Origin of the sequence: Streptomyces sp. Ag109_O5-1, from assembly GCF_003814875.1 — a bacterium.
In the GTDB taxonomy this organism is placed as follows: domain Bacteria; phylum Actinomycetota; class Actinomycetes; order Streptomycetales; family Streptomycetaceae; genus Streptomyces; species Streptomyces sasae.
On the sequence record NZ_RKQF01000001.1, the window covers coordinates 10,003,800 to 10,022,911 of the forward strand.

General features: G+C 70.3%; 15 protein-coding genes and 1 pseudogene. 9 read left to right on the top strand and 7 right to left on the bottom strand.

Going from position 1 to position 19,112, the window contains the following annotated elements; genetic code table 11:
• Positions 1–148: 148 nt before the first annotated feature.
• Both EDD90_RS45700 and EDD90_RS45705 read right to left on the bottom strand, forming a co-directional pair.
• On the bottom strand, positions 149–2,119 hold the full coding sequence (locus EDD90_RS45700; RefSeq protein ID WP_185149454.1) for an N-acetylmuramoyl-L-alanine amidase: 1,971 nt from the start codon (positions 2,117–2,119) through the stop codon (positions 149–151).
• Between the two features lie 215 nt (positions 2,120–2,334).
• Positions 2,335–3,864 (bottom strand): M1 family metallopeptidase, encoded by a 1,530-nt coding sequence (locus EDD90_RS45705; RefSeq protein WP_260328514.1) that lies wholly within the window; start codon positions 3,862–3,864, stop codon positions 2,335–2,337.
• Between the two features lie 192 nt (positions 3,865–4,056).
• Between EDD90_RS45705 and EDD90_RS45710 the strand changes: the two genes are divergently transcribed.
• A complete protein-coding gene (locus EDD90_RS45710; RefSeq protein ID WP_260328515.1) occupies positions 4,057–5,652 on the top strand; it encodes a peptide-N4-asparagine amidase in 1,596 nt (531 codons plus the stop codon).
• A 170-nt stretch (positions 5,653–5,822) separates the two neighbouring features.
• On the top strand, positions 5,823–7,193 hold the full coding sequence (locus EDD90_RS45715; protein ID WP_123978924.1) for a cation:dicarboxylate symporter family transporter: 1,371 nt from the start codon (positions 5,823–5,825) through the stop codon (positions 7,191–7,193).
• A gap of 80 nt (positions 7,194–7,273) precedes the next feature.
• On the opposite strand, the gene EDD90_RS45720 is transcribed toward EDD90_RS45715, so the two are convergent.
• A complete protein-coding gene (locus EDD90_RS45720) occupies positions 7,274–7,726 on the bottom strand; it encodes a MarR family winged helix-turn-helix transcriptional regulator (RefSeq protein WP_123978925.1) in 453 nt (150 codons plus the stop codon).
• A 95-nt stretch (positions 7,727–7,821) separates the two neighbouring features.
• Between EDD90_RS45720 and EDD90_RS45725 the strand changes: the two genes are divergently transcribed.
• Together EDD90_RS45725 and mltG are read left to right on the top strand one after the other, a co-directional pair.
• Positions 7,822–9,747: an ABC transporter ATP-binding protein gene (locus tag EDD90_RS45725; protein ID WP_398927617.1), complete on the top strand. Its 1,926-nt coding sequence runs from the start codon at positions 7,822–7,824 to the stop codon at positions 9,745–9,747.
• A gap of 85 nt (positions 9,748–9,832) precedes the next feature.
• Positions 9,833–10,711, top strand: a complete 879-nt coding sequence (mltG, locus tag EDD90_RS45730; protein ID WP_123978926.1) for an endolytic transglycosylase MltG — start codon at positions 9,833–9,835, stop codon at positions 10,709–10,711.
• Positions 10,712–10,724: 13 nt separating this feature from the next.
• Here the strand turns inward: mltG and EDD90_RS45735 are convergent, their stop codons facing one another.
• Positions 10,725–11,801: an NAD(P)-binding domain-containing protein gene (locus tag EDD90_RS45735; protein ID WP_123978927.1), complete on the bottom strand. Its 1,077-nt coding sequence runs from the start codon at positions 11,799–11,801 to the stop codon at positions 10,725–10,727.
• An 85-nt stretch (positions 11,802–11,886) separates the two neighbouring features.
• Here EDD90_RS45735 and EDD90_RS45740 point away from each other — a divergent pair, with 85 nt between their 5' ends.
• From EDD90_RS45740 to EDD90_RS45750, 3 genes are all read left to right on the top strand, one after another.
• On the top strand, positions 11,887–12,315 hold the full coding sequence (locus EDD90_RS45740) for a secondary thiamine-phosphate synthase enzyme YjbQ (protein WP_123978928.1): 429 nt from the start codon (positions 11,887–11,889) through the stop codon (positions 12,313–12,315).
• A gap of 518 nt (positions 12,316–12,833) precedes the next feature.
• The gene (locus EDD90_RS45745) at positions 12,834–14,249 is read left to right on the top strand and encodes a DEAD/DEAH box helicase (RefSeq protein ID WP_123978929.1); all 1,416 of its coding nucleotides are present in this window, start codon (positions 12,834–12,836) and stop codon (positions 14,247–14,249) included.
• Positions 14,250–14,385: 136 nt separating this feature from the next.
• Positions 14,386–14,628, top strand: coding sequence for a DUF5302 domain-containing protein (locus tag EDD90_RS45750; RefSeq protein ID WP_123978930.1), 243 nt, complete (start codon positions 14,386–14,388; stop codon positions 14,626–14,628).
• A 243-nt stretch (positions 14,629–14,871) separates the two neighbouring features.
• Here EDD90_RS45750 and EDD90_RS59230 read toward each other — a convergent pair.
• Positions 14,872–15,141 (bottom strand): annotated as a pseudogene (locus EDD90_RS59230) (transposase); the annotation flags it as partial.
• 61 nt (positions 15,142–15,202) lie between these two features.
• Between EDD90_RS59230 and EDD90_RS45760 the strand changes: the two are divergent.
• Both EDD90_RS45760 and EDD90_RS45765 read left to right on the top strand, forming a co-directional pair.
• A complete protein-coding gene (locus tag EDD90_RS45760; protein ID WP_123978931.1) occupies positions 15,203–15,688 on the top strand; it encodes a DUF2975 domain-containing protein in 486 nt (161 codons plus the stop codon).
• Positions 15,688–15,918, top strand: a complete 231-nt coding sequence (locus EDD90_RS45765; protein WP_123978932.1) for a helix-turn-helix transcriptional regulator — start codon at positions 15,688–15,690, stop codon at positions 15,916–15,918. The genes EDD90_RS45760 and EDD90_RS45765 overlap by 1 nt, the downstream gene beginning before the upstream one ends.
• 171 nt (positions 15,919–16,089) lie before the next feature.
• On the opposite strand, the gene EDD90_RS45770 is transcribed toward EDD90_RS45765, so the two are convergent.
• Positions 16,090–18,201: a LamG domain-containing protein gene (locus tag EDD90_RS45770; RefSeq protein WP_123982317.1), complete on the bottom strand. Its 2,112-nt coding sequence runs from the start codon at positions 18,199–18,201 to the stop codon at positions 16,090–16,092.
• Between the two features lie 140 nt (positions 18,202–18,341).
• Positions 18,342–19,037, bottom strand: coding sequence for a TetR/AcrR family transcriptional regulator (locus tag EDD90_RS45775; RefSeq protein ID WP_123978933.1), 696 nt, complete (start codon positions 19,035–19,037; stop codon positions 18,342–18,344).
• Positions 19,038–19,112: the final 75 nt, after the last annotated feature.

A 19,112-nucleotide genomic window follows, 5' to 3' on the forward strand; every position in this document is an offset into this window, starting at 1 on the left:
ACAGGTTCGCGTCGGAGCGTGCTCGAAATCAAACGGTTTTCTGTGGTGGCCGCCGAAATCCGCTGCCTTCCGGCCAGGGCCTGCTGCCCAACACGCGCTGACCGTCATGCGATTGAGCCGACGGGCCGATATGCGCTGCCCGGCCGGCCTATGGCCTGGGCGCGCCTCCGGTGGTGGTGCGGGCGTCCACCAGGTCCACGTCGTTCGCCCGGACGTAGGCGAGCCGGTGGCCGAGCTGGATCTCGTAGTACTTCTCGTGGCCCACCACCACTGGTTGCGGTGTGTCGGAGAAGAACGACCTGTCGACGTAGGAACTGCCGACGCCGGCCTGTGTCACATACCGCTGTCCCGCCCGCATGCTGTACGGGAGCGGCGACTCGTCCTCCTCCTCCACTCCCTCCGGGTACGCCTCCTCCTCGGGGAGGGCCCGCCCGAACACCGGGACCTCGTCCAGGCCCTCCTTCGGCGTCACCATGCGGCCGCTCGCGCCGACGGCCGTCGGGTGGTCCGCGGGATTCTTGAACCAGGCCTTCTCTCCCTGGTACCAGATCGCCGTCCACTCGCCGCGCCGCTCGGCGACGGCGAACGTCTGGCCGGTGGAGACGCGTGATCCCAGATCGCTGACGTCCTCCGTGGATTCGTCGCCGTCCGGTCTGCGGCCCGGGTCCTGGATCAGCGGGGAGTTCTCGTCCGGTTCGGTGTACAGGCGGACGGCGCTGGACCCGTGCGGCGCGCACGGCTTGCCATGGCCGTCGCACCCCGTGTACCGCGGCTTGTGGGTGGCGTAGTCCGGAAGGATCATCACCATGGGGCTGTCCGGTCCGGCCGTGGCCTTCAGCGGTGCGCCGAGCAGGTCGAAGTAGTGGCGCCAGTCCCAGTAGGGGCCGGGGTCCTCGTGCATCTCGGGGATGCTGTCGGTGGTCGGGGACGGCACGTTGTCATGGCCGAAGATGTGCTGCCGGTCGAGCGGGACGCCGTACTTCTTGGCGAGGTAACGCACCAGGCGCGCCGAGGAGCGGTACATCTGCTCCGTGTACCAGGTTCCGGGGTGGGCGAGGAATCCCTCGTGTTCGATACCGATCGAGCGGGCGTTCACGAACTTGCTGCCCGAGTGCCAGGCCTCGTCCTTCGTCCTGACGTGCTGGGTGACGTGGCCGTCGCTGGAGCGGATCGAGTAGTGCCACGACGCCTCCGTCGGATCCTGCACGGTCTGGAACATGTTCGGCAGCTTCGCCTCGGTGTCGTGGATGACGATGTACTCGATCCGCTGGTCCCTGGGCCGGTCGGCGAGGTCGTGGTTGCCGTAGTCGCCGTCGTCGTCGATCTGCACGTACGGCGCAGCCAGCCAGTCGCAGGCCAGCTCCGGAGGGCACTCGACGTTCTTCGGCCGGGGGGTGCCCTGCAGGCCGGGGTGCGGTCTGACACCGGGGGCGGCCGGGAGGGTGACGTCCTGTCCTTCGGCGGTGGTCCGGTGCGCTCCCCGGCGGATGAGGCCGAAGACATCGTTGGCGTACGTCGTCGCCGACGTGATGTCAGGTGTACCGGGGAAACGTTCCACCGCCTGCCACCAGTCCGCGGGGTCGGCGCTGAGCGGCTTGCCGAGCCGGCGCTGCGTGGCGGCCAGGATCGCCGCGCCGCCGCGTACGTTGGCTACGGCGTCCGTCCGCAGCTGTCCGGCCGGGATCCGGATCAGCCGCGCGGCGCGTTCCAGGTCCGCCGGCTGCACGGTGTGGGCGCCGGGTGCGCCCGCTCCCACCTCGCCCGGCACGGCCGTACCGCTGTTGGGCGTCGCCGGGCCCGGCGACGGCGACGGGGCCTGCATGCGCGCGGCGTCCACCAGGTGCATCGGCCCGTAACCGCCCGCGACGCTGGGGGTGCCGGGATGGGAGTCCCAACGCGACTGCATGTAGGACACACTCATAAGCACGCTGCGCGGCACATGGAACTCGCGCGCGGCGTCCGTGAAGGCGTTCTGCAGGCGCTGGTCCTCGGCGTCGCCGGAACTGCACGCCGGGAGCATCAGCAGTGGTGGCAGCAGCGCGGCCGTCGCGATCAGGCAAGCCGTCCGGCGGCAGATGCGGACCTTGTCGGGCACTCGTGGAGTGACAGTTCTTCTCATACCAGAGGGTCTCCAACCGCTTGCTGAGGGTCTCCAACCACACTCGTCGCAACCGGGGCAAGGGTGTTGCCCTTCACGTCACCCCTCGTACGTTTCCGTGCCGGGCGCGACCCGGCGCGCCGAGCGTCGACCGGGTGGCCCAGCGACCCGGCACAGGCCACCCGGTCGGCGGCAGCGGCTCGGCGTCCGAGAGGGCGGCCACGAGCCGTGCCGGCTCAGTCCTCGACCGGGTCCACGTGCCAGTCGGGGTGGCCCGGCATCGGCGGGGTGTGGGGCCCGTACAGCCAAGGGGTCAGAAACGGCGTCAGATCCTTGCCCGCGACCCTGGAGGCGAGTGCCACGAAGTCCTTGGTGCCGGCCGCGCGGCCCCGGTACTCGGTCACCCAGGCCCGCTCGATCCGGCCGAACGTCTCGTCACCGACCTTCTCCCGCAGGGCGTACAGCACCAGCGCCGAGCCGTCGTACCGCATCACCTTGAACAGCGTCGGCTCGGTGGGCTCGGCGGGCGCGCCGTCGTCGTGGCGCCACTGGTCGTGCTGTTCGTAGGCCGCCCGCATAGCGTCATCCATGCTGACGCCGCCGTGCTCCTCGGAGTACAGCCGTTCGTAGAAACGGGCGTGACCCTCACTCAGCCACAGGTCGGACCACCGCCGGACGGCGACGCTGTCACCCGTCCAGTGGTGGGTCAGCTCGTGGACGAGATTGCGCTCGGCGTCTACGCGGTCACCCAGCAGGTCGTCCTTCGGCACGAGGGACAGCGACTGCGTCTCCAGCGCCACCGGCAGATCGGTGTCGCCGACCAGCACGCCGTAGCTGCGGAACGGATACGGGCCGAGCCGCTGCTCCAGCCAGGCGAGGTGCTCCGGGGTGAGCGAGCGTTCGGCCTCGGTGTCGGCGACCAGGTCGTCCGGCACCACGTCCCGCACGGCCCGCCCGCCCGGCCCCCGGCCGGCGACGAACGTGAGCTTCCCGATCGCCAGCTGGACCAGCTGGGCCGCGATGGGCTCCTCGGAGTCGTACGTCCACTGCACCCGCCCGCCGGGCTCCCGGACGCGTTCCACGAGCCGGCCGTTGGCCACCGCGCTCAGGCCCGGCGGGGTCGTGATGTGGAAGGTGAAGGGCGCCCGCAGGCTGGGGTGGTCGTCCGCCGGGAAGATCATCTTGGCGCCGTCGGGCTGGGCACAGACCACCGTGCCGTCGGGGGTGGGCACCCAGCCGTACTCCCGGATCGCGTCGTCGCGATGCCGTCGCTGGGTGGGGTCGGCCGTGTAGGCGACGTGGACGGTGAACGTGCCGCCGCGCGGGATCGGCTTCGCGGGCGTGACGACGAGTTCGTCGCCGTCGCGTTCGGCGGTGGCCGGGGCGCCGTCGACGGTGACCTTGTGCAGGGTGTTGCCCGCGAAGTCCAGGTCGAAGCGGGACAGCGCCTGGGTGGCGGTGGCGCTGATGGTGGTACCTGCCGCGAAGGGCGTCCCGGGTGCCTGCCAGTCGAAGTCGAGTGTGTAACGGCGGACTGTGTAGCCGCCGTTGCCGTCCAGCGGCATGAGCGGGTCGCCGATCCCCGGTGCGCCGGGGGAGGGGGCGGGGCCGGCCGAGGCGCCGGGGGCGGGGGAGCCGTGGTCCCGGTGCGGGTCGCCGGCGGAACAGCCGGTGCCGGTGAGCGCGACGGCGCCCGTCAGGGCGAGGGCGGCGCGGAGTACATGGCGCCGATGCCGGGGAGCCGGGTGTGATGGTGGCGGCTTCACCGGACAGGTCCGTCGTGAACTGGGCGCAGGGCTGCGCTGCCATGAGCGGTCGTGATCTCCATGGCAGCACTGTGGCAGTAAGATCGTCTTATAGCACTATATATACCTCTTGTGTTCGTCCGCTCGGGTCATGGGACGGGCGGCCGGTCTCCCCATTGCGGTCGGCGGCCAACTCCCCGTAGAACACCGGCCATGAGAAGACGGATCGTCATGTCCATGCTCGCCGGGGTGACTCTCCTGGCGAGCGCGTTCCTCGGCACGGGTGCCCCCGCCGCCCGGGCCGCCGACGTACCGGCCGAGTTCGGCACCGACTGGCACGACCCGGTGACCGCCGCCCCGCCGGTGTCCGTGCCCAAGGGTGCCAAGTCCTGCCAAGTCACCCTGGCGCAGGCCCAGTTCCGTGACTTCACGCCGTACAAGGGAACGTACACACCCCCACAGGGCTGCGGCGACCGCTGGAGCAAGGTGGTGCTGCGGCTCGACGGCAAGGTGAAGGGCCGTCAGTACGACCGCCTCGGCTATCTGCACGTGGGCGGGGTGGAAGTGCTGCGTACCTCCACCCCCGAGCCCTCGCCGGACGGCATCGAGTGGCATGTGCAGAAGGACGTCACCCGCTACAGCGACACCTTCCGCAGGGCACAGGACGTCGAGATGCTCATCGGCAACGTTGTCGACGACACCTACACCGGCGTCATCGACGTCAAGGTCACGCTCACCTTCTACGAGGGGCACCCTCGGGCCGATGTTCCCGACAAGGTGCTGACCCTCGCCGGCGGCACCACCCTCACCACCCCGCGCAACAGCGAACGCATCGTCGCCGAGGTGTACGCCACCGGATCCGGCGGCGGCTGCGAGGAGTTCTGGTACCTGACCGTGGCCGACCCGGCGTCGTACTCCTGCAAGGCGGACAAGGGGCCCTACCGGGAGGTGCAGATCAAGGTCGACGGCCAACTGGCCGGAATCGCCACGCCGTTCCCGAACGTATGGACCGGAGGCTGGTCCGACCCCTTCCTCTGGTACGTCATTCCGGGCCCCCGCGCCTTTGACGTCAAGCCGATCGACTTCGACCTGACGCCGTTCGCGGGGCTGCTCGACGACGGCCGTCCGCACCAGGTCGAGGTCTCCGTCGCCGGGGTGCCCGAGGGGCAGGCCGGCTGGAGCGCCCCCGTGAACGTACTGGTCCGGCAGGACGCGCACCGCGCCCATGTCACCGGGAAGCTCACCGCGGCCAAGGCCACCGAGCCCGTCAACTCCTCCGTGTACACCCCGGGTTCGGGGGAGTACCGGGTCGACACGGACGCCGGGCACCGGCTCGCCGTGTCCGGATACGTCGACACCTCGCACGGCCGGGTGACCACCACCGTCAGCCGGACGCTGGCCAACACCTCCGTCCACCGCTGGAACGACGGCGAGACGACGGACGCGCTCGACGCCACCTGGACGGACGACCAGAACGTCACGGTGGAGGCGGGCGGGGTGCGCCGGGCGACGCGCACGCTGTGGACGTACACGATGAACGGCGCCACCACCATCGGCACCGACGACCGGCTGCGCACCGAACTCACCCTCGGCGACCGGGCGTCGGTCCATCGGGCCGGGGGCGGCTGGTCGCGGCTCGACGACACCTACAGCGGTGACGCGACGTACACCCTCGGTGTGCCGCGCGACCAGCGGCACGCGGTAGGTACGTCGAGCGAGCGCTACCGGCTGTACGGGTCCGGCGATTGCTACGACCGTTCACTGGCCACCGAACAGGGGGTGCTGACCGAGGACCGCAGCGGCTGCTGAGGCGAGTTGTGTGCGATGCGTCACTCGGCAGGTGATTTACACGGCTGATACACGGCGGTCTCGGACGGGATCAAGAAGGGCTTCAGAGTGACCGATGCGGAAGCCGCTTTCCGCATCGCAGAAGTCCCGCTCGGCTTCCGCGAGTCGACGTCCCCCCACCAGGAGTGCCCGTGCCGCAGTCCGTACCGTCGCTGCCGCGACGCATCGCACGCATACTGCGTACCTCCCTCTTCGCGCAGGTCGCCTGCGCGCTCGTGCTCGGAATCGTCGTCGGGAGGCTGTGGCCCGGCTTCGCCTCGGACCTGCAGCCGCTCGGCGACGGTTTCACCCGGCTCATCAAGACGATCATCTCCCCGCTGGTGTTCTGCGTGGTCGTCGTCGGCATCGCCAAGGCCGGTGATCTGAAGGCCTTCGGGCGGATCGGGCTCAAGGCGCTGATCTGGTTCGAGGCGGCCAGTACGCTCGCGCTGCTCATCGGACTCGTCGCCGCCAACGTCGTCCAGCCCGGCTCCGGGATGCGTGTCGACCCGGCCACGCTGAGCGCCAGGGCGGTCGACGCGAAGACGGGCGGCGGCTCGCTGCCCTCGACGACCGAGTTCGTCCTCAACGCCCTGCCCACCAGTTTCATAGGCGCCTTCGCCGAGAACTCCCTGCTCCAGGTACTCGTCCTGGCCTGTCTGGTGGGCGCGGCCCTGCTCCACCTCGGCCACACCAAGGTGCCGCAGGTGCTCCCCGCGATCGAGCAGGCCCAGGAGATCATCTTCGCGATCGTCGGCTTCGTGATGCGCCTCGCGCCGATCGCCGTCTTCGGCGCGATGGCCGTGCTGATCGGCCAGTACGGCCTCGGCGTCATCGAGACCTACGCCAAGCTGATCGTCCTGTGCTACGCGGCCGCCGCGCTCTTCGTCGCCCTGCTCGCCGTCGCACTCAAGGCGCTGACCGGGCTCAGCCTCTGGAAGTTCGTCCGCTACATCCGTGCGGAACTGCTGCTCGCCCTGGGCACCGCCTCCACGGAGTCCGTACTGCCGCGCGTGATGCAGAAGCTGCGCAAGGCCGGCGCCCGTGACGACGCGGTCGGCCTGGTGCTGCCCACCGGATACTCCTTCAACCTGGACGGCGCCTCGCTCTACCTCTCCATCGGCACCCTGTTCATCGCGCAGGCCGTGGGCGTCGACCTGAGCCTGAGCCAGCAGATCACCGTGGTCCTGGTGCTGATGCTCACCAGCAAGGGCATGGCCGGCATCCCCGGCTCGGCGTTCCTCGCCCTGTCCGCGACCGCCTCCTCGCTCGGGGCGATCCCGGCCGGTGCCGTCGCCCTGCTGCTCGGCGTCGACCGCATCATGGACTCGATGCGCGTCGTCACCAACCTGCTCGGCAACTGCGTCGCCGTGTTCGCGGTGTCCCGCTGGGAGGGTGCGCTGGACATCGAGCGGGCGAAGGCGGTGCTGGGCGGTGAAGTCGCGCCGGCCGAGGAAACGACGGCCGCGACGGCCGAGGAAACGACGGCCGCGCCGGCCGGGGAGTCGGTGCACCGGAGCTAGACCGTACGGCGAAGAGCGGCTCCCCTGCCTCAGAGGCAGGGGAGCCGCTCTTCGTCATGTCACAGCAGCTTCGCCATGTCTCAGCAGCGCTTCGCCGCCACCGGCCCGTCGACCAGCGTATCCAGCAGCCCGCCCAGCACCACCCGCTGCTCTTCCGACAGGGGAGCGAGGATCTCCTCGGCCGCCGATCTGCGTGCCGCGCGCAGCTCGCGCAGGGTCTCGCGGCCTTCGTCCGTGATCTCTATCCGGGTCACCCGGCGGTTCGTCGGATCCGCAACCCGGCGCACCTTGCCGCTCGCCTCCAGGCCGTCGACCAGGGTCGTCACCGCGCGCGGCACCACCTCCAGGCGTTCGGCGAGGTCGGCCATGCGCGGGGGCGTGTCGTAGTGCGCGAGGGTGCGCAGCAGCCGGGACTGGGCCGGGGTGACGCCCAGATCGCGCGCCTCGAGATGGCGTTTCTGGATGCGCCACACCCGGCGCGTGAGGCGCAGCAGCTGCTCGGCGAGCGGGCCGTCGGAGTCGGGGGTGCTCATGCGGGAATAATATCAGGACCTAGTTCATTGTGAGCATAGGTAACAGTGAGCTATGCTCCGTGAGTCCGTACACACCACACCCATCCGTAGGAGCCATGCCCCGAGACGAGATCAACTGGACCCCCGACGGCGCTTCGGCCGGGCAACCCCGCCAGGTGCGCCGCATCCTCGGCCTCTTCCGCCCCTACCGCGGGCGGCTCGCGATCGTCGGCCTGCTGGTCGGCGCCGCCTCCCTGGTGTCCGTCGCCACCCCGTTCCTGCTGAAGGCGACCCTCGACACCGCGATCCCGCAGGGCCGCACCGGACTGCTCAGCCTGCTCGCGCTGGGCATGATCCTCAGTGCCGTCCTCACCAGCGTCTTCGGCGTCCTGCAGACGCTGATATCCACCACCGTCGGCCAGCGTGTCATGCACGACCTGCGCACCGCCGTCTACGGCCGGCTGCAGCGCATGTCGCTGGCCTTCTTCACCCGCACCCGCACCGGCGAGGTGCAGTCCCGCATCGCCAACGACATCGGCGGTATGCAGGCGACCGTCACCTCCACCGCCACCTCCCTGGTCTCCAACGTGACCAGCGTGGTCGCCACGATCGTCGCGATGATCGCCCTCGACTGGCGGCTCACCATCGTCTCGCTGGTCCTGCTCCCGGTCTTCGTGTGGATCAGCCGCCGGGTCGGCAACGAACGCAAGAAGATCACCACCCAGCGCCAGAAGCAGATGGCCGCGATGGCCGCCACGGTCACCGAGTCGCTCTCCGTCAGCGGCATCCTGCTCGGCCGCACCATGGGCCGCGCCGACTCGCTCACCGCGTCCTTCGCCGAGGAGTCCGAGCAACTGGTCGATCTGGAGGTCAGGTCGAACATGGCCGGCCGCTGGCGGATGGCCGTGATCACCATCGTGATGGCCGCGATGCCCGCCGTCATCTACTGGACCGCCGGCATGGCCCTCCAGATGGGCGGCCCGCAGATCTCGCTCGGCACCATCGTCGCCTTCGTCTCTCTCCAGCAGGGCCTGTTCCGCCCGGCCGTGAGCCTGCTGGCGACCGGAGTCCAGATCCAGACCTCCCTCGCGCTCTTCCAGCGCATCTTCGAGTACCTCGACCTGCCCATCGACATCACCGAGCGGGACGAGCCGGTGCACCTGGACCGGGTGAAGGGCGAGGTCCGCTTCGAGAAGGTCGAGTTCAGGTACGACGACAAGGGCGGCCCCGTCCTCGACGGCATCGACCTCACCGTCCCGGCGGGCGGCAGCCTGGCCGTCGTGGGCCCGACCGGCGCCGGCAAATCCACGCTCGGCTACCTGGTTCCCCGGCTCTACGACGTCACCGGAGGCCGGGTCACCGTGGACGGCGTCGACGTCCGGGACCTCGACTTCGACACCCTCGCCCGTGCGGTCGGCGTCGTCTCCCAGGAGACGTACCTCTTCCATGCCTCGGTCGCCGACAACCTGCGCTTCGCCAAGCCGGACGCCACCGACGAGGAACTGCATGCGGCCGCCCGCGCGGCCCAGATACACAACCACATCGCCTCGCTGCCCGACGGCTACGACACGGTCGTGGGCGAGCGCGGACACCGCTTCTCCGGCGGTGAGAAGCAGCGGCTGGCCATCGCGCGCACCATTCTGCGCGACCCGCCGGTCCTCATCCTCGACGAGGCGACCAGCGCCCTGGACACCCGCACCGAACACGCCGTCCAGGAAGCCATCGACGCGCTGTCGGCCAACCGGACGACCATCACCATCGCCCACCGGCTGTCCACGATCCGCGGCGCCGACCAGATCGTCGTCCTCGACTCAGGGCAGGTGGCCGAACGGGGCACGCACGAGGAGCTCCTGGAACTCGACGGACGGTACGCGGAACTGGTGCGGCGCGACGCCCGGCTGGAGCCGGCGAGCGAGTCCGTGGTCGAGTCCGCGGCGGAGCCGGCCGCGGTCGAAGAGACGGCCCGGTGGGAGACGGCGCTTCGGCCGGGGCGGCGAAGGGGCGACCGGGGGCGTCAGCCCACGACTCCGCCGACAAGCTGAAGCCGACGAGCCGAAATCCCCAACGTGACGTCGACAAACTGAAGATATGTCGGGTTTATGGGTATCTGCGGGCTAACGTTCGCGCATGCAGATGAACACTCCGCCACGGAAGACGATCCGACGGAAACCGATTCGACTGACGCGCCGGGGCAGGCTGCTCCTCGGAGTGACCGGCGCCGTCGTGGCCGGCACCGCCGTGGCGGTGCCGCTGCTGTTCCTGGGGCGCTCCGCGCCCACCAGGCCCGCTGTCCTGGTCATCCCGGAGGGCTGGCGTACGTCCCAGGTCTACGACTCGGTCGACAAGGCCCTTGCCCTTCCTGCCGGCAGCACCAAGCAGGCCGTCGGCACCGCGGGCCTGAAACTGCCCGGCGAGGCCCAGGGCAACCCGGAGGGTTATCTCTTCCCGGCCAGCTATCCCCTGGCGAAGGGTTCGACGCCGCAGTCGGTGCTGCGGTCCATGGTCGAGACCGCCAACCAGAAGTTCGAGATGGCGCCCGTCGCGGCCGGTGCCCAGCGCAACGCGATGAACGTCTACCAGGCGGTGACCATCGCCAGCATCGTCCAGGCCGAGGCCGCGAACCCGGCCGACATGGGGAAGGTGGCCCGGGTCGTCTTCAACCGGCTGCAGAACGGTATGCCGCTGCAGATGGACTCCACCCTCAACTACGGCCTCAACCGCAACACCCTGAACACCACTGTGAACGACACCCGCGTCCAGAGCCCGTACAACACCTACCAGCGCATGGGCCTGCCGCCCACGCCGATCGACAGCCCGGGCGAGGACGCCATGCGGGCCGCCCTCAACCCGACGCCGGGCGACTGGCTGTACTTCGTCACGGTCAAGCCGGGAGACACCCGGTTCACCGCCGACTACGCCGAACACCAGCGCAATGTCGCCGACTTCAACGCCGTGCAGAGCAGCAAGGCGCAGCGGTCGCCGCACGCCTCCCCGTCGCCCCGCTGAGCCGGCCGGTGTGTCACGCGGCGACGGGCTCCCCGGCCAGCAGTCGCCTGATGTCCCGTACGGCCTCGCGCCCCGCCCGGTTGGCGCCGATGGTGCTGGCCGAGGGGCCGTACCCGACGAGGTGCACGCGCGGATCGGCGACCGCGCGGGTCCCCTCGACCCGGATCCCGCCGCCCGGCTCGCGCAACCGCAGCGGTACCAGATGATCGAGGGCCGCGCGGAAACCTGTGGCCCAGAGGATGACATCGGCGTCGACCCGGCGGCCGTCGTCCCACTCCACCCCGTCCGGGGTGATGCGGTCGAACATCGGCTGCCGGTCCAGGACGCCGTCCTCCAGGCCCTTCCGGACGGCGTCGTTGAGCGGCAGCCCGGTCACGGACACCACGCTCCTCGGCGGCAGCCCCTGTCGCACCCGCTCCTCGACCAGCGCCACCGCGGCCCGGCCCGCACCCTCGTCGAAGGGACCCTCACGGAAGACCGGCGGCCGCCGGGTGACCCAGGTGGTGGCGGCCGCGTACGGGGCGAGCTCCAGCAGATGCTGGGTGCCGGAGGCCCCGCCGCCGACCACCACCACCCGCTTCCCGGCGAACTCCTCGGGCCCGGCGTACTGCGCGGTGTGCAACTGCCGCCCTCGGAAGGTCTCCTGGCCCGGGTAGCGCGGCCAGAACGGCCGGTCCCAGGTCCCGGTGGCATTGATCAGCGCCCGAGTCGACCAGTTCCCGCCGTCGGTCTCCACGAGCAGCCGCCCGCCCTCGCCCTCGCGCACCGCGCGGACGTCCACGGGACGGTGTACCCGAAGGCCGAAGGTGCGCTCGTAGTCGGCGAAGTACTCGCCGATGACCTCGGCGGACGGCCGCGCCGGATCCGCCCCGGTCAGCTCCATGCCCGGCAGTGCGTGCATTCCGTGCACCTTGCCGTACGTCAGTGAGGGCCACCGGAACTGCCAGGCGCCGCCCGGGGCGGGGGAGTGGTCGAGAACCACGAAGTCGCGGTCCGGCACGAAACCGGTGCGTCGCAGGTGATAGGCGCTGGACAGACCGGCCTGACCAGCGCCTATGACGACTACCTCGACCTCACGCAAGTTGTTCACGCTTCTAGCAACCGAGGGGTGGCCGTGGATCTTCCCGGCACCGCCGCCCGCACGGCCGGCCCGGCCCATGCGCGAGGATGGGGGCATGTCGGACGCCTTCACCACACGAGTGCTCCATGTCGCCACCGGTAGCCGCGAGCGGGTCGTCGACCTGACCGGCGACTGCGAGGCCTTCCTCCGCGAGACCGCGGCCGGCCGCGACGGACTGCTGAACATCTTCACCCCGCACGCCACGGCCGGTATCGCCGTCATCGAGACTGGCGCCGGCAGTGACGACGACCTGCTGGCGGCGCTGCACACCCTGCTCCCAGCCGACGACCGCTGGCAGCACCGGCACGGCAGCCCCGGCCACGGCCGCGACCACGTCCTCCCGGCCATCGTGCCCCCGCACGCCACCCTTCCGGTGATCAACGGCCGCCTGGAACTGGGCACTTGGCAGTCGGTGTGCCTGGTCGACACAAACAGGGACAATCCCGAGCGAAAGGTGCGCTTCTCCTTTATGGCAGGCGCCTGAACCCGGCCCTGGCCTTGGGGTGACGGCTTCGGCGGAGCTGTTCGGTGCATCGCCCCTCCATCGGATACCGACGCTCAGCTGCTGGGCTCCGGAAAGCAAGGCTGTCTTCTGGAGCGCGGATGTGAGGGTGCTGCCTGCCGAACGCAGGCAACTACGCGGCGTGCAACCGGGCAAGAGCCACCACCGCCCCGGCCGATCCCATGGGCGAGGCCGGTCTCGGGCATCGCCGTACGACTTCTCCCGGCACTCGTGGATGAGTCCGGGTGCGCGTCTCACACCGCCGGACCGGGCGTGCAACGCACTGGACGAGGTCCGACGCCGTGTCCAGCCCGGTCTGTGCCGGGGTGCCGACGCAGGGGGCGATCGGCTCCACGACGGGGGGCTGTCACTCTGTGTTAGCCTTGGAGCTTTGTGTACTCGTGACGGTTGGCGATTCCGGCTGTTCGGTTTCCCCTGTTCGTCGGCTGCTCGTTCCTACCGGGCCTTCCTCGGTACGTTCCCCATGCGGAAGGTTCCTCATGAATCACCCCGACCGCCCCGGCACCTCCAACGGCGATCTCGCCCCGCCCGTGGCCACTGCCCCCATGGTGCCCCCGGTCGCTTCCTTCGCCGACCTGGACCTGCCGGCCGAGGTGCTGCGAACGCTTGGCGAACTCGGTGTGCGTGAGCCCTTCCCGATCCAAGCAGCCACGCTGCCCAATGCCCTCGTGGGACGCGACATCCTGGGGCGCGGACGCACCGGATCGGGCAAGACCCTCGCCTTCGGCCTCCCGCTGCTCACACGGACGGCTGGGCGGCACGCGGAACCGAAGCAGCCCCTCGCTCTGATCCTGGTTCCCACCCGGGAGTTGGCCCAACAGGTCACCGAGGCGCTCGCGCCGTACGCCGACGCGCTCCGGCTGCGGATGGCCACGGTCGTCGGCGGCATGTCGATCGGCCGGCAGGCCGCCGCGCTGCGCGACGGGGCCGAGGTCGTCGTAGCCACCCCCGGCCGTCTGCACGACCTCATCGAGCGCAGGGCCTGTCGCCTGGGACGAGTGCGCATCACCGTCCTCGACGAGGCCGACCAGATGTGCGACATGGGCTTCCTGCCGCAAGTCACCGAGGTGCTCGACCAGGTGCACCCCGAGGGTCAGCGGATGCTGTTCTCGGCCACTCTGGACCGCGACGTCGACCACTTGGTCCACCGCTACCTCCACGACCCCGTCGTCCACTCGGTCGACCCTTCCGCGGGCGCGGTCACGACGATGGACCACCATGTTCTGCTCGTCCACGGCCCCGACCGGTACGCCGTCGCCACGGAGATCGCCGCCCGCGACGGCCGCGTGCTGCTGTTCCTGGACACCAAGCACGCCGTCGACCAGCTCACCCGGCACCTGCGGGCCAGTGGGGTGCACGCCACGGCCCTGCACAGCGGCAAGTCCCAGCCGCAGCGCACACGGACCCTTGCGCAGTTCAAGAACGGCCAGATCACCGTCCTGGTGGCGACCAATGTCGCGGCCCGTGGCCTGCATGTCGACGACCTCGATCTTGTTGTCAACGTCGATCCGCCGACCGACCCCAAGGACTACGTGCACCGCGCCGGCCGCACCGCCCGAGCCGGTGAGTCCGGCAGTGTCGTCACGTTGGTGCTGTCGGGCCAGCGCCGCGAGATGAGCCGGCTGATGGCGGAGGCCGGCATCGAGCCGACGATCACCAAGGTGCGCTCGGGCGAGGCGGAGCTGAGCCGGATCACCGGGGCCAAGGCCCCCTCCGGCATCCCGCTCGACGGCGGGCCGGCCGCGCCCCGGCCCAAGAACACCAACGCTCCCTTCCGTGGCCTGGGCACCAGCAAGGACACCTCCCGCGGCGCCGGCGGCAAGTCACGAAGGGCCGGCGAGGCCCGCAAGCTCGCCGAGGCCCGCAGGGCGGCCGAGGTGCGTCGCGGCCGCTGAGCCGTTTTGAACGCTCTCGTGGTGTGCCCGGCCGCGAGGGGCGCCCGCCGAAGCCGGAGCCATCATGTTGCCGGCGCCCCGCACCGCGCCCGGCATGACAAGCTGTGCTTCCCACCGCCGAACCCAGGAGGTCGCCATGACCGCAGAGTCTGCATCCGAAGAAGGTTCGGAGCCGACCGACCCCGAGACGTCCGCTCTGGTGCCCGACAGCGACGGCAACTACGACCTGAAGCGCAAGTTCCGGGAGGCCCTCGCGCGCAAGCGTGGTGAGCAGACGGACTCCGCCGACCTCGCTGCGAACGTCGATGCGTCGAAGGTCCGTAGGGCGAACGGCCCGGCTGCGAGCCAGCGGTCGTTCCGGCGCAAGAGCGGCGGCTGAGTCGATCAGTTCCGCGATCCGGCCGCCCTGCAACACAGCCTCTGGGTGCCGTGGAAGGATGCTCAGGGGCCACGCGGACAGGGACAGACGGTCGAGATCCAGGCGCCCCGGCGCGGCTGCCATGACGACCTTCGTGCCGGGGCCGGTGGCGGCGAAGTTCCGGCCGATCGGGTCGGGAGCTGGGACGGCACTTGCTGTCGTGTGGCTGCCCGGCCCCGACAACCCGGCAGCCACTTCGGCCTCTTGGGCGGCGCGGGCCTTCTTCGGCCAGTCCCGCAGGGACTCCGAAGTGATCCCGAGCTCCCGGGCGGCTTCGGTCGCCGTTCGGCCCGACGACCGCACGAGCTCGATCGCGTCCCGCTTGTGCTCCTCCGAGCACAGCTTCGTGGACTTGCCTCCCACCTGAAACTGTTTCCTCTGGAACCTGAGATGGGCTGGTCGGTGATGCGGCCATGAAAATGGTTGTCGGACCTGTGCGGATCGTGAACCGTCGTCACCCACCCGCGGTCTCACCTCTTGCCCGACCTATCGAAAAACGATAGATTTCCATCGCAACTCGATGGAAGGGTGAGCCATGGGAAAGCTGGCGGTGGGTGCGCTGCGTGTCGTGCTCGGGGTGGTGTTCCTCGGCACCGTGTTCGTGCAGGCGGGGATGGTGTGGGCGTTGGCCGTCAAGCCGGACGACGGGTCGCTCCCGCTGACCCCGCTGCGCGTGATCACGATCCTGGGCATGGCGGCGGTCCAGGTCGCCCTGGTCTGCGTATGGCGGCTGGTGACGATGGTGCGACGCGGAACCGTGTTCTCCCACGCCGCCTTCCGGTACGTGAACGGCGTGATCGGCGCGATCGTGGCGGCCGCCCTCGTGTGGTTCGCGGTCACGGCCATCAACGCGCCGGGCCAGCGGGACGACCCGGGCGTCAGCGTCATCATGGCCGGCATCGGCCTGGCCATCCTGGGGGTCGCGCTCATCGTGCTCGTGCTGCGGATGCTGCTCGTCCAGGCCGTCGCGCGCGACGTCGAAGCGGCGGAGATGCGGGCCGAGTTGGACGAGGTGATCTGATGCCGATCGCCGTCGACATCGACGTGATGCTGGCCAGGCGGAAGATGTCCGTGGGCGAACTCGCGGACCGCGTGGGGATCACACCCGCCAACCTGGCGGTACTCAAGAACGGCCGCGCCAAGGCGGTGCGCTTCGCGACGCTCGCCGCCCTGTGCGAGGTGCTCGAGTGCCAGCCGGGCGACCTGCTGCGCTGGGAGGCGGGGGAGGCGGGGGAGGCCGTGGCCGGATGACATACCCCGGGCGGGCATGAGAACGCATGCCGAGTCCGGTCCCGGGGGTGGCCCGCCGTGTCGCCCGGCCGAGTTCCACCACGACCGCCTGGACCGGCGGGGCGACCGGAGCAGGACGGCCCGCCGGAACCTGGGTTCGGGCGGGCCGTCGGGGAGGTCAGGGATCAGGGATCAGCAGAGACAAGGATCCGTACTCCGGCCCAGGGTGAGGATGTCCCGGTCCCTCAGTGCACCGGAGTAGGCCTGTACCTCGTCCACGTCGCCGTGCAGGTACTCGCCCCAGCCGTCGCCGACCTTGGCCCGGCCGATCTGGAGGGCGCCGGTGCTGTGCCAGCCGTCGGGGAGGGTCGCGGTCGCCTGGGTGTTGGTGTAGCCGTCGAGGTACAGCTTGATCGTGTCGGTGGCGTCGTCGTAGACCACGGCGAGGCGATGGCCCTGGCCCTCGCCCCCGTCCGCGCCCTCGATCTGGGACACCACCCTCTCGGGGGCTCCGGCCTCGTCCTTCTCCGGCATCACCAGTTGCCAGGTGTGCGTGGACGGCTCGTAGCGCACCTCGAAGGCGTCGGTGTGTTCACCGGCCTGCGAGAGCACGGTCATCGGGTGGGCGGGCCCGGAGTCCGCGAGGCGTACGACCACGCCGAGAGTGAAACTGTCCCCGGTGTCCACGACGGGCCCGTCGGCAGCGGCGTACCCGTTCTCGCCGTCCAGACGCAGATGGCCCTCGCCGACGAGCGGCGGCGGTACATAGGTGCAGTCGGGGTCGATGTCCGGGATACAGGAATCGTCGGAGCCCCGGTAGATCGAAGCCCCCGTGCCGAGCCGCAGTGGCGCGCCGCCCGACTGCTCGGGGCTCACGCCGTCCGTCGCGTTCTCCAGCGACCAGTGGCCGAGCAGCTTCGGCTTGCGGTAGGCCAGTTCGGCCACCTCGTTCGGCACCACGACCCGGTCGTGCACCTGTACGTCACCGATGTCCCCGTGCCACCGGTCCCGATAGCCGGCAGCCCCGCGGGCGCGCCCGATCTGGAAGGCGCCCGCCGCCTCGGCGGGAGTCGCGTCGGCCGCGGTCCCGGCCTCGTGGCCGTTGACGTACAGCCGCGCCTTTCCGGTCTCCGCGTCGTAGAGCCCCAGCAGATGGGTCCACTCGCCGGTCTCGGGGGCGCCGCCGGACACCTGCGCGCCGCCGATCGCGAACGACCAGGCGGGCCCGGAGTCCTGACGGCACAGCCCCAGGCTGAAGCCGGGTGCCCCGTCGGCGTCCTGGCTGACGACGGTCATGGTGCGGTCGGTCTCGGCGGGCCGTACCCAGGCGCTCACCGCGAAGGTCTTGCGGATGTCGGTCGCCGGGGCGGCCGGGGTGAGAAAGCCGTGGCCGCTGCCGTCGAGGCTGACCGTGGCGGTGGTCGTGGTGCCCGCGGGTGCCGGGCCGCCGAAGGTCACGCCGGTCCCGGCACGGGCGGCGGTGCCGGTCTCGGCGGCTGCGGAGCGGGAATCCGCCGGGTCGTCCAGCCTCCAGCGGGCGACGGGAGCACGGCCGTCCTTCACGTTGAAGTCGTAACGCGACTCTCCGCTGCTGCGGCCCGACCGGTCGATCGCGTGGACCGTCAGCGACTTGGGTCCCGAAGTCAGGGGCAGGTACGGGATGGTCACGGCCGCGCCCGGCCGCTCCGCGGAGACGGTTCCGTAGGGGCCGCCCAGGAAACCGTACGTGTACGACACCACGTCGTCGGAGGGCGAGTCCACGGTGAAATGGCCGTAGACACCCACTCCGTCCACCCAGAACACGTCCTCGGGCTCGGGGTAGTCGGGCGAGGTGATCGTGGCCTTCTCCGGACTCACGTCGTCGTACACGAACGAGCAGACCGAGCCGTCGCCCTCGTCGCTCCACGGGGAGGTCGACTTGCCGTCGTTCGCGCGGACATGCCAGGAGATAACGGTGTTCGCCGGGATGTCGTTCGGCATCGTCCAGTACTGGCTCTGCCCCGACGTCAGGGTGATGGTGGTGTAGGTGCGCCGCTGTTCCACGCCTGCCGTGTCCGTCCACCAGGCTTCGAACTCGCCGCTGACCGGGCTGGCCTCGGAGGGCTGGTTGTCCTCCTCGGGGTCGTACAGCACTGCGCTGAGCCTGGGCGGCGCCGAGACGTACGGCGTGTTCTCGCCGGTCGAGCAGGCCTTGCCTCCCGATTGGAGGTCTTGGACGAGTGGCTGCTTCGGCGGCAGGTTGTCCACTGCGTGTGCCGTCCCGGCAGCCGTGGCCAACAGCGCCGCCGCACAGCTCCCCACCACCGTCCGTCTGCGTCTGCCCGTCCCGCTGAACCTGGTCAAGTGCCCCTCCCCTGTTCGCTCTTGAGACTCGTGGATCACACGAGCGCACGAAGCTAACAGAGATGACCGACAACGGCGGAAGGGTTTTCGCGGCCGACCTGTCACTCGCGTGGGCCGACGCGGTCGGCGGTGAGGCGGGCCTCGAAGCCGTCCAGAACGCACTGCAGGCCGAACTCGAAGGTGTTGTCGGGCGCCGCGGCGTACTCCTTGGCAGCCGCGGTGTCGAGGCGTTCACGCAGGCGAGGGAAGTGCATGGCGGTCTCGGTGGCGCGTGTCATGGCGTCGGCCATCAGTTGTTCGGCGTCAGTGCCGTTCTGGCCGAGCCGGCGGTTCAGTGACACCTCCGCGGCCGGGCCGAGCGCGCTGCCGAGCACGAAGGTGAACACGGTGCCGGCCGCCCGGTCCGCGTCCGCGGCCTCGAAGCCCGCCTTCTCGTAGATGGCGAGGCCGAGGTCGCTGTGCCGGGCCTGGCCGGGCCCGTGCAGGAGGTGGCTGCCGAATGCCTGGACGAGCCAGGGATGGCGCGTGAGCATCGCGTGCATGCCGGAGGCGTGGGCGGTGGCGGCCGTGCGCCAGTCCGCGGCATCGAGATCGGGCACCTCGACCTCGTGCCAGATCGAGTCGGAGGCGAGCCGGACGAGGTCGTCCTTGGTCTTGATGTGCCAGTAGACCGCTGTGGCGGCCGAGCCGAGCCGTTTCGCCAGGCTTCGCATGTTGAGGCCGTCCAGTCCCTCGTCGTCGAGCAACTCGACGGCTGCACGGACGATCCGGTCTGCGGTCAGTGTGTCTCGCGGCATGCCACGACCCTACTTGAACTTAGTGCATGTCGAGTCTTGCACTTAGTTCGAGTGACGGCCTACGCTGCTTCTCGT

Bases quoted from the DNA above. Each gene is read 5' to 3' on its own strand.
- EDD90_RS45775 (WP_123978933.1), bottom strand. From the start codon at position 19,037: ATGCCGCGAGACACACTGACCGCAGACCGGATCGTCCGTGCAGCCGTC.
- EDD90_RS45710 (WP_260328515.1), top strand. From the start codon at position 4,057: ATGAGAAGACGGATCGTCATGTCCATGCTCGCCGGGGTGACTCTCCTG.
- EDD90_RS45750 (WP_123978930.1), top strand. From the start codon at position 14,386: ATGACCGCAGAGTCTGCATCCGAAGAAGGTTCGGAGCCGACCGACCCC.
- mltG (WP_123978926.1), top strand. From the start codon at position 9,833: ATGCAGATGAACACTCCGCCACGGAAGACGATCCGACGGAAACCGATT.
- EDD90_RS45740 (WP_123978928.1), top strand. From the start codon at position 11,887: ATGTCGGACGCCTTCACCACACGAGTGCTCCATGTCGCCACCGGTAGC.
- EDD90_RS45745 (WP_123978929.1), top strand. From the start codon at position 12,834: ATGAATCACCCCGACCGCCCCGGCACCTCCAACGGCGATCTCGCCCCG.
- EDD90_RS45765 (WP_123978932.1), top strand. From the start codon at position 15,688: ATGCCGATCGCCGTCGACATCGACGTGATGCTGGCCAGGCGGAAGATG.
- EDD90_RS45760 (WP_123978931.1), top strand. From the start codon at position 15,203: ATGGGAAAGCTGGCGGTGGGTGCGCTGCGTGTCGTGCTCGGGGTGGTG.
- EDD90_RS45720 (WP_123978925.1), bottom strand. From the start codon at position 7,726: ATGAGCACCCCCGACTCCGACGGCCCGCTCGCCGAGCAGCTGCTGCGC.
- EDD90_RS45725 (WP_398927617.1), top strand. From the start codon at position 7,822: ATGCCCCGAGACGAGATCAACTGGACCCCCGACGGCGCTTCGGCCGGG.
- EDD90_RS45700 (WP_185149454.1), bottom strand. From the start codon at position 2,119: ATGAGAAGAACTGTCACTCCACGAGTGCCCGACAAGGTCCGCATCTGC.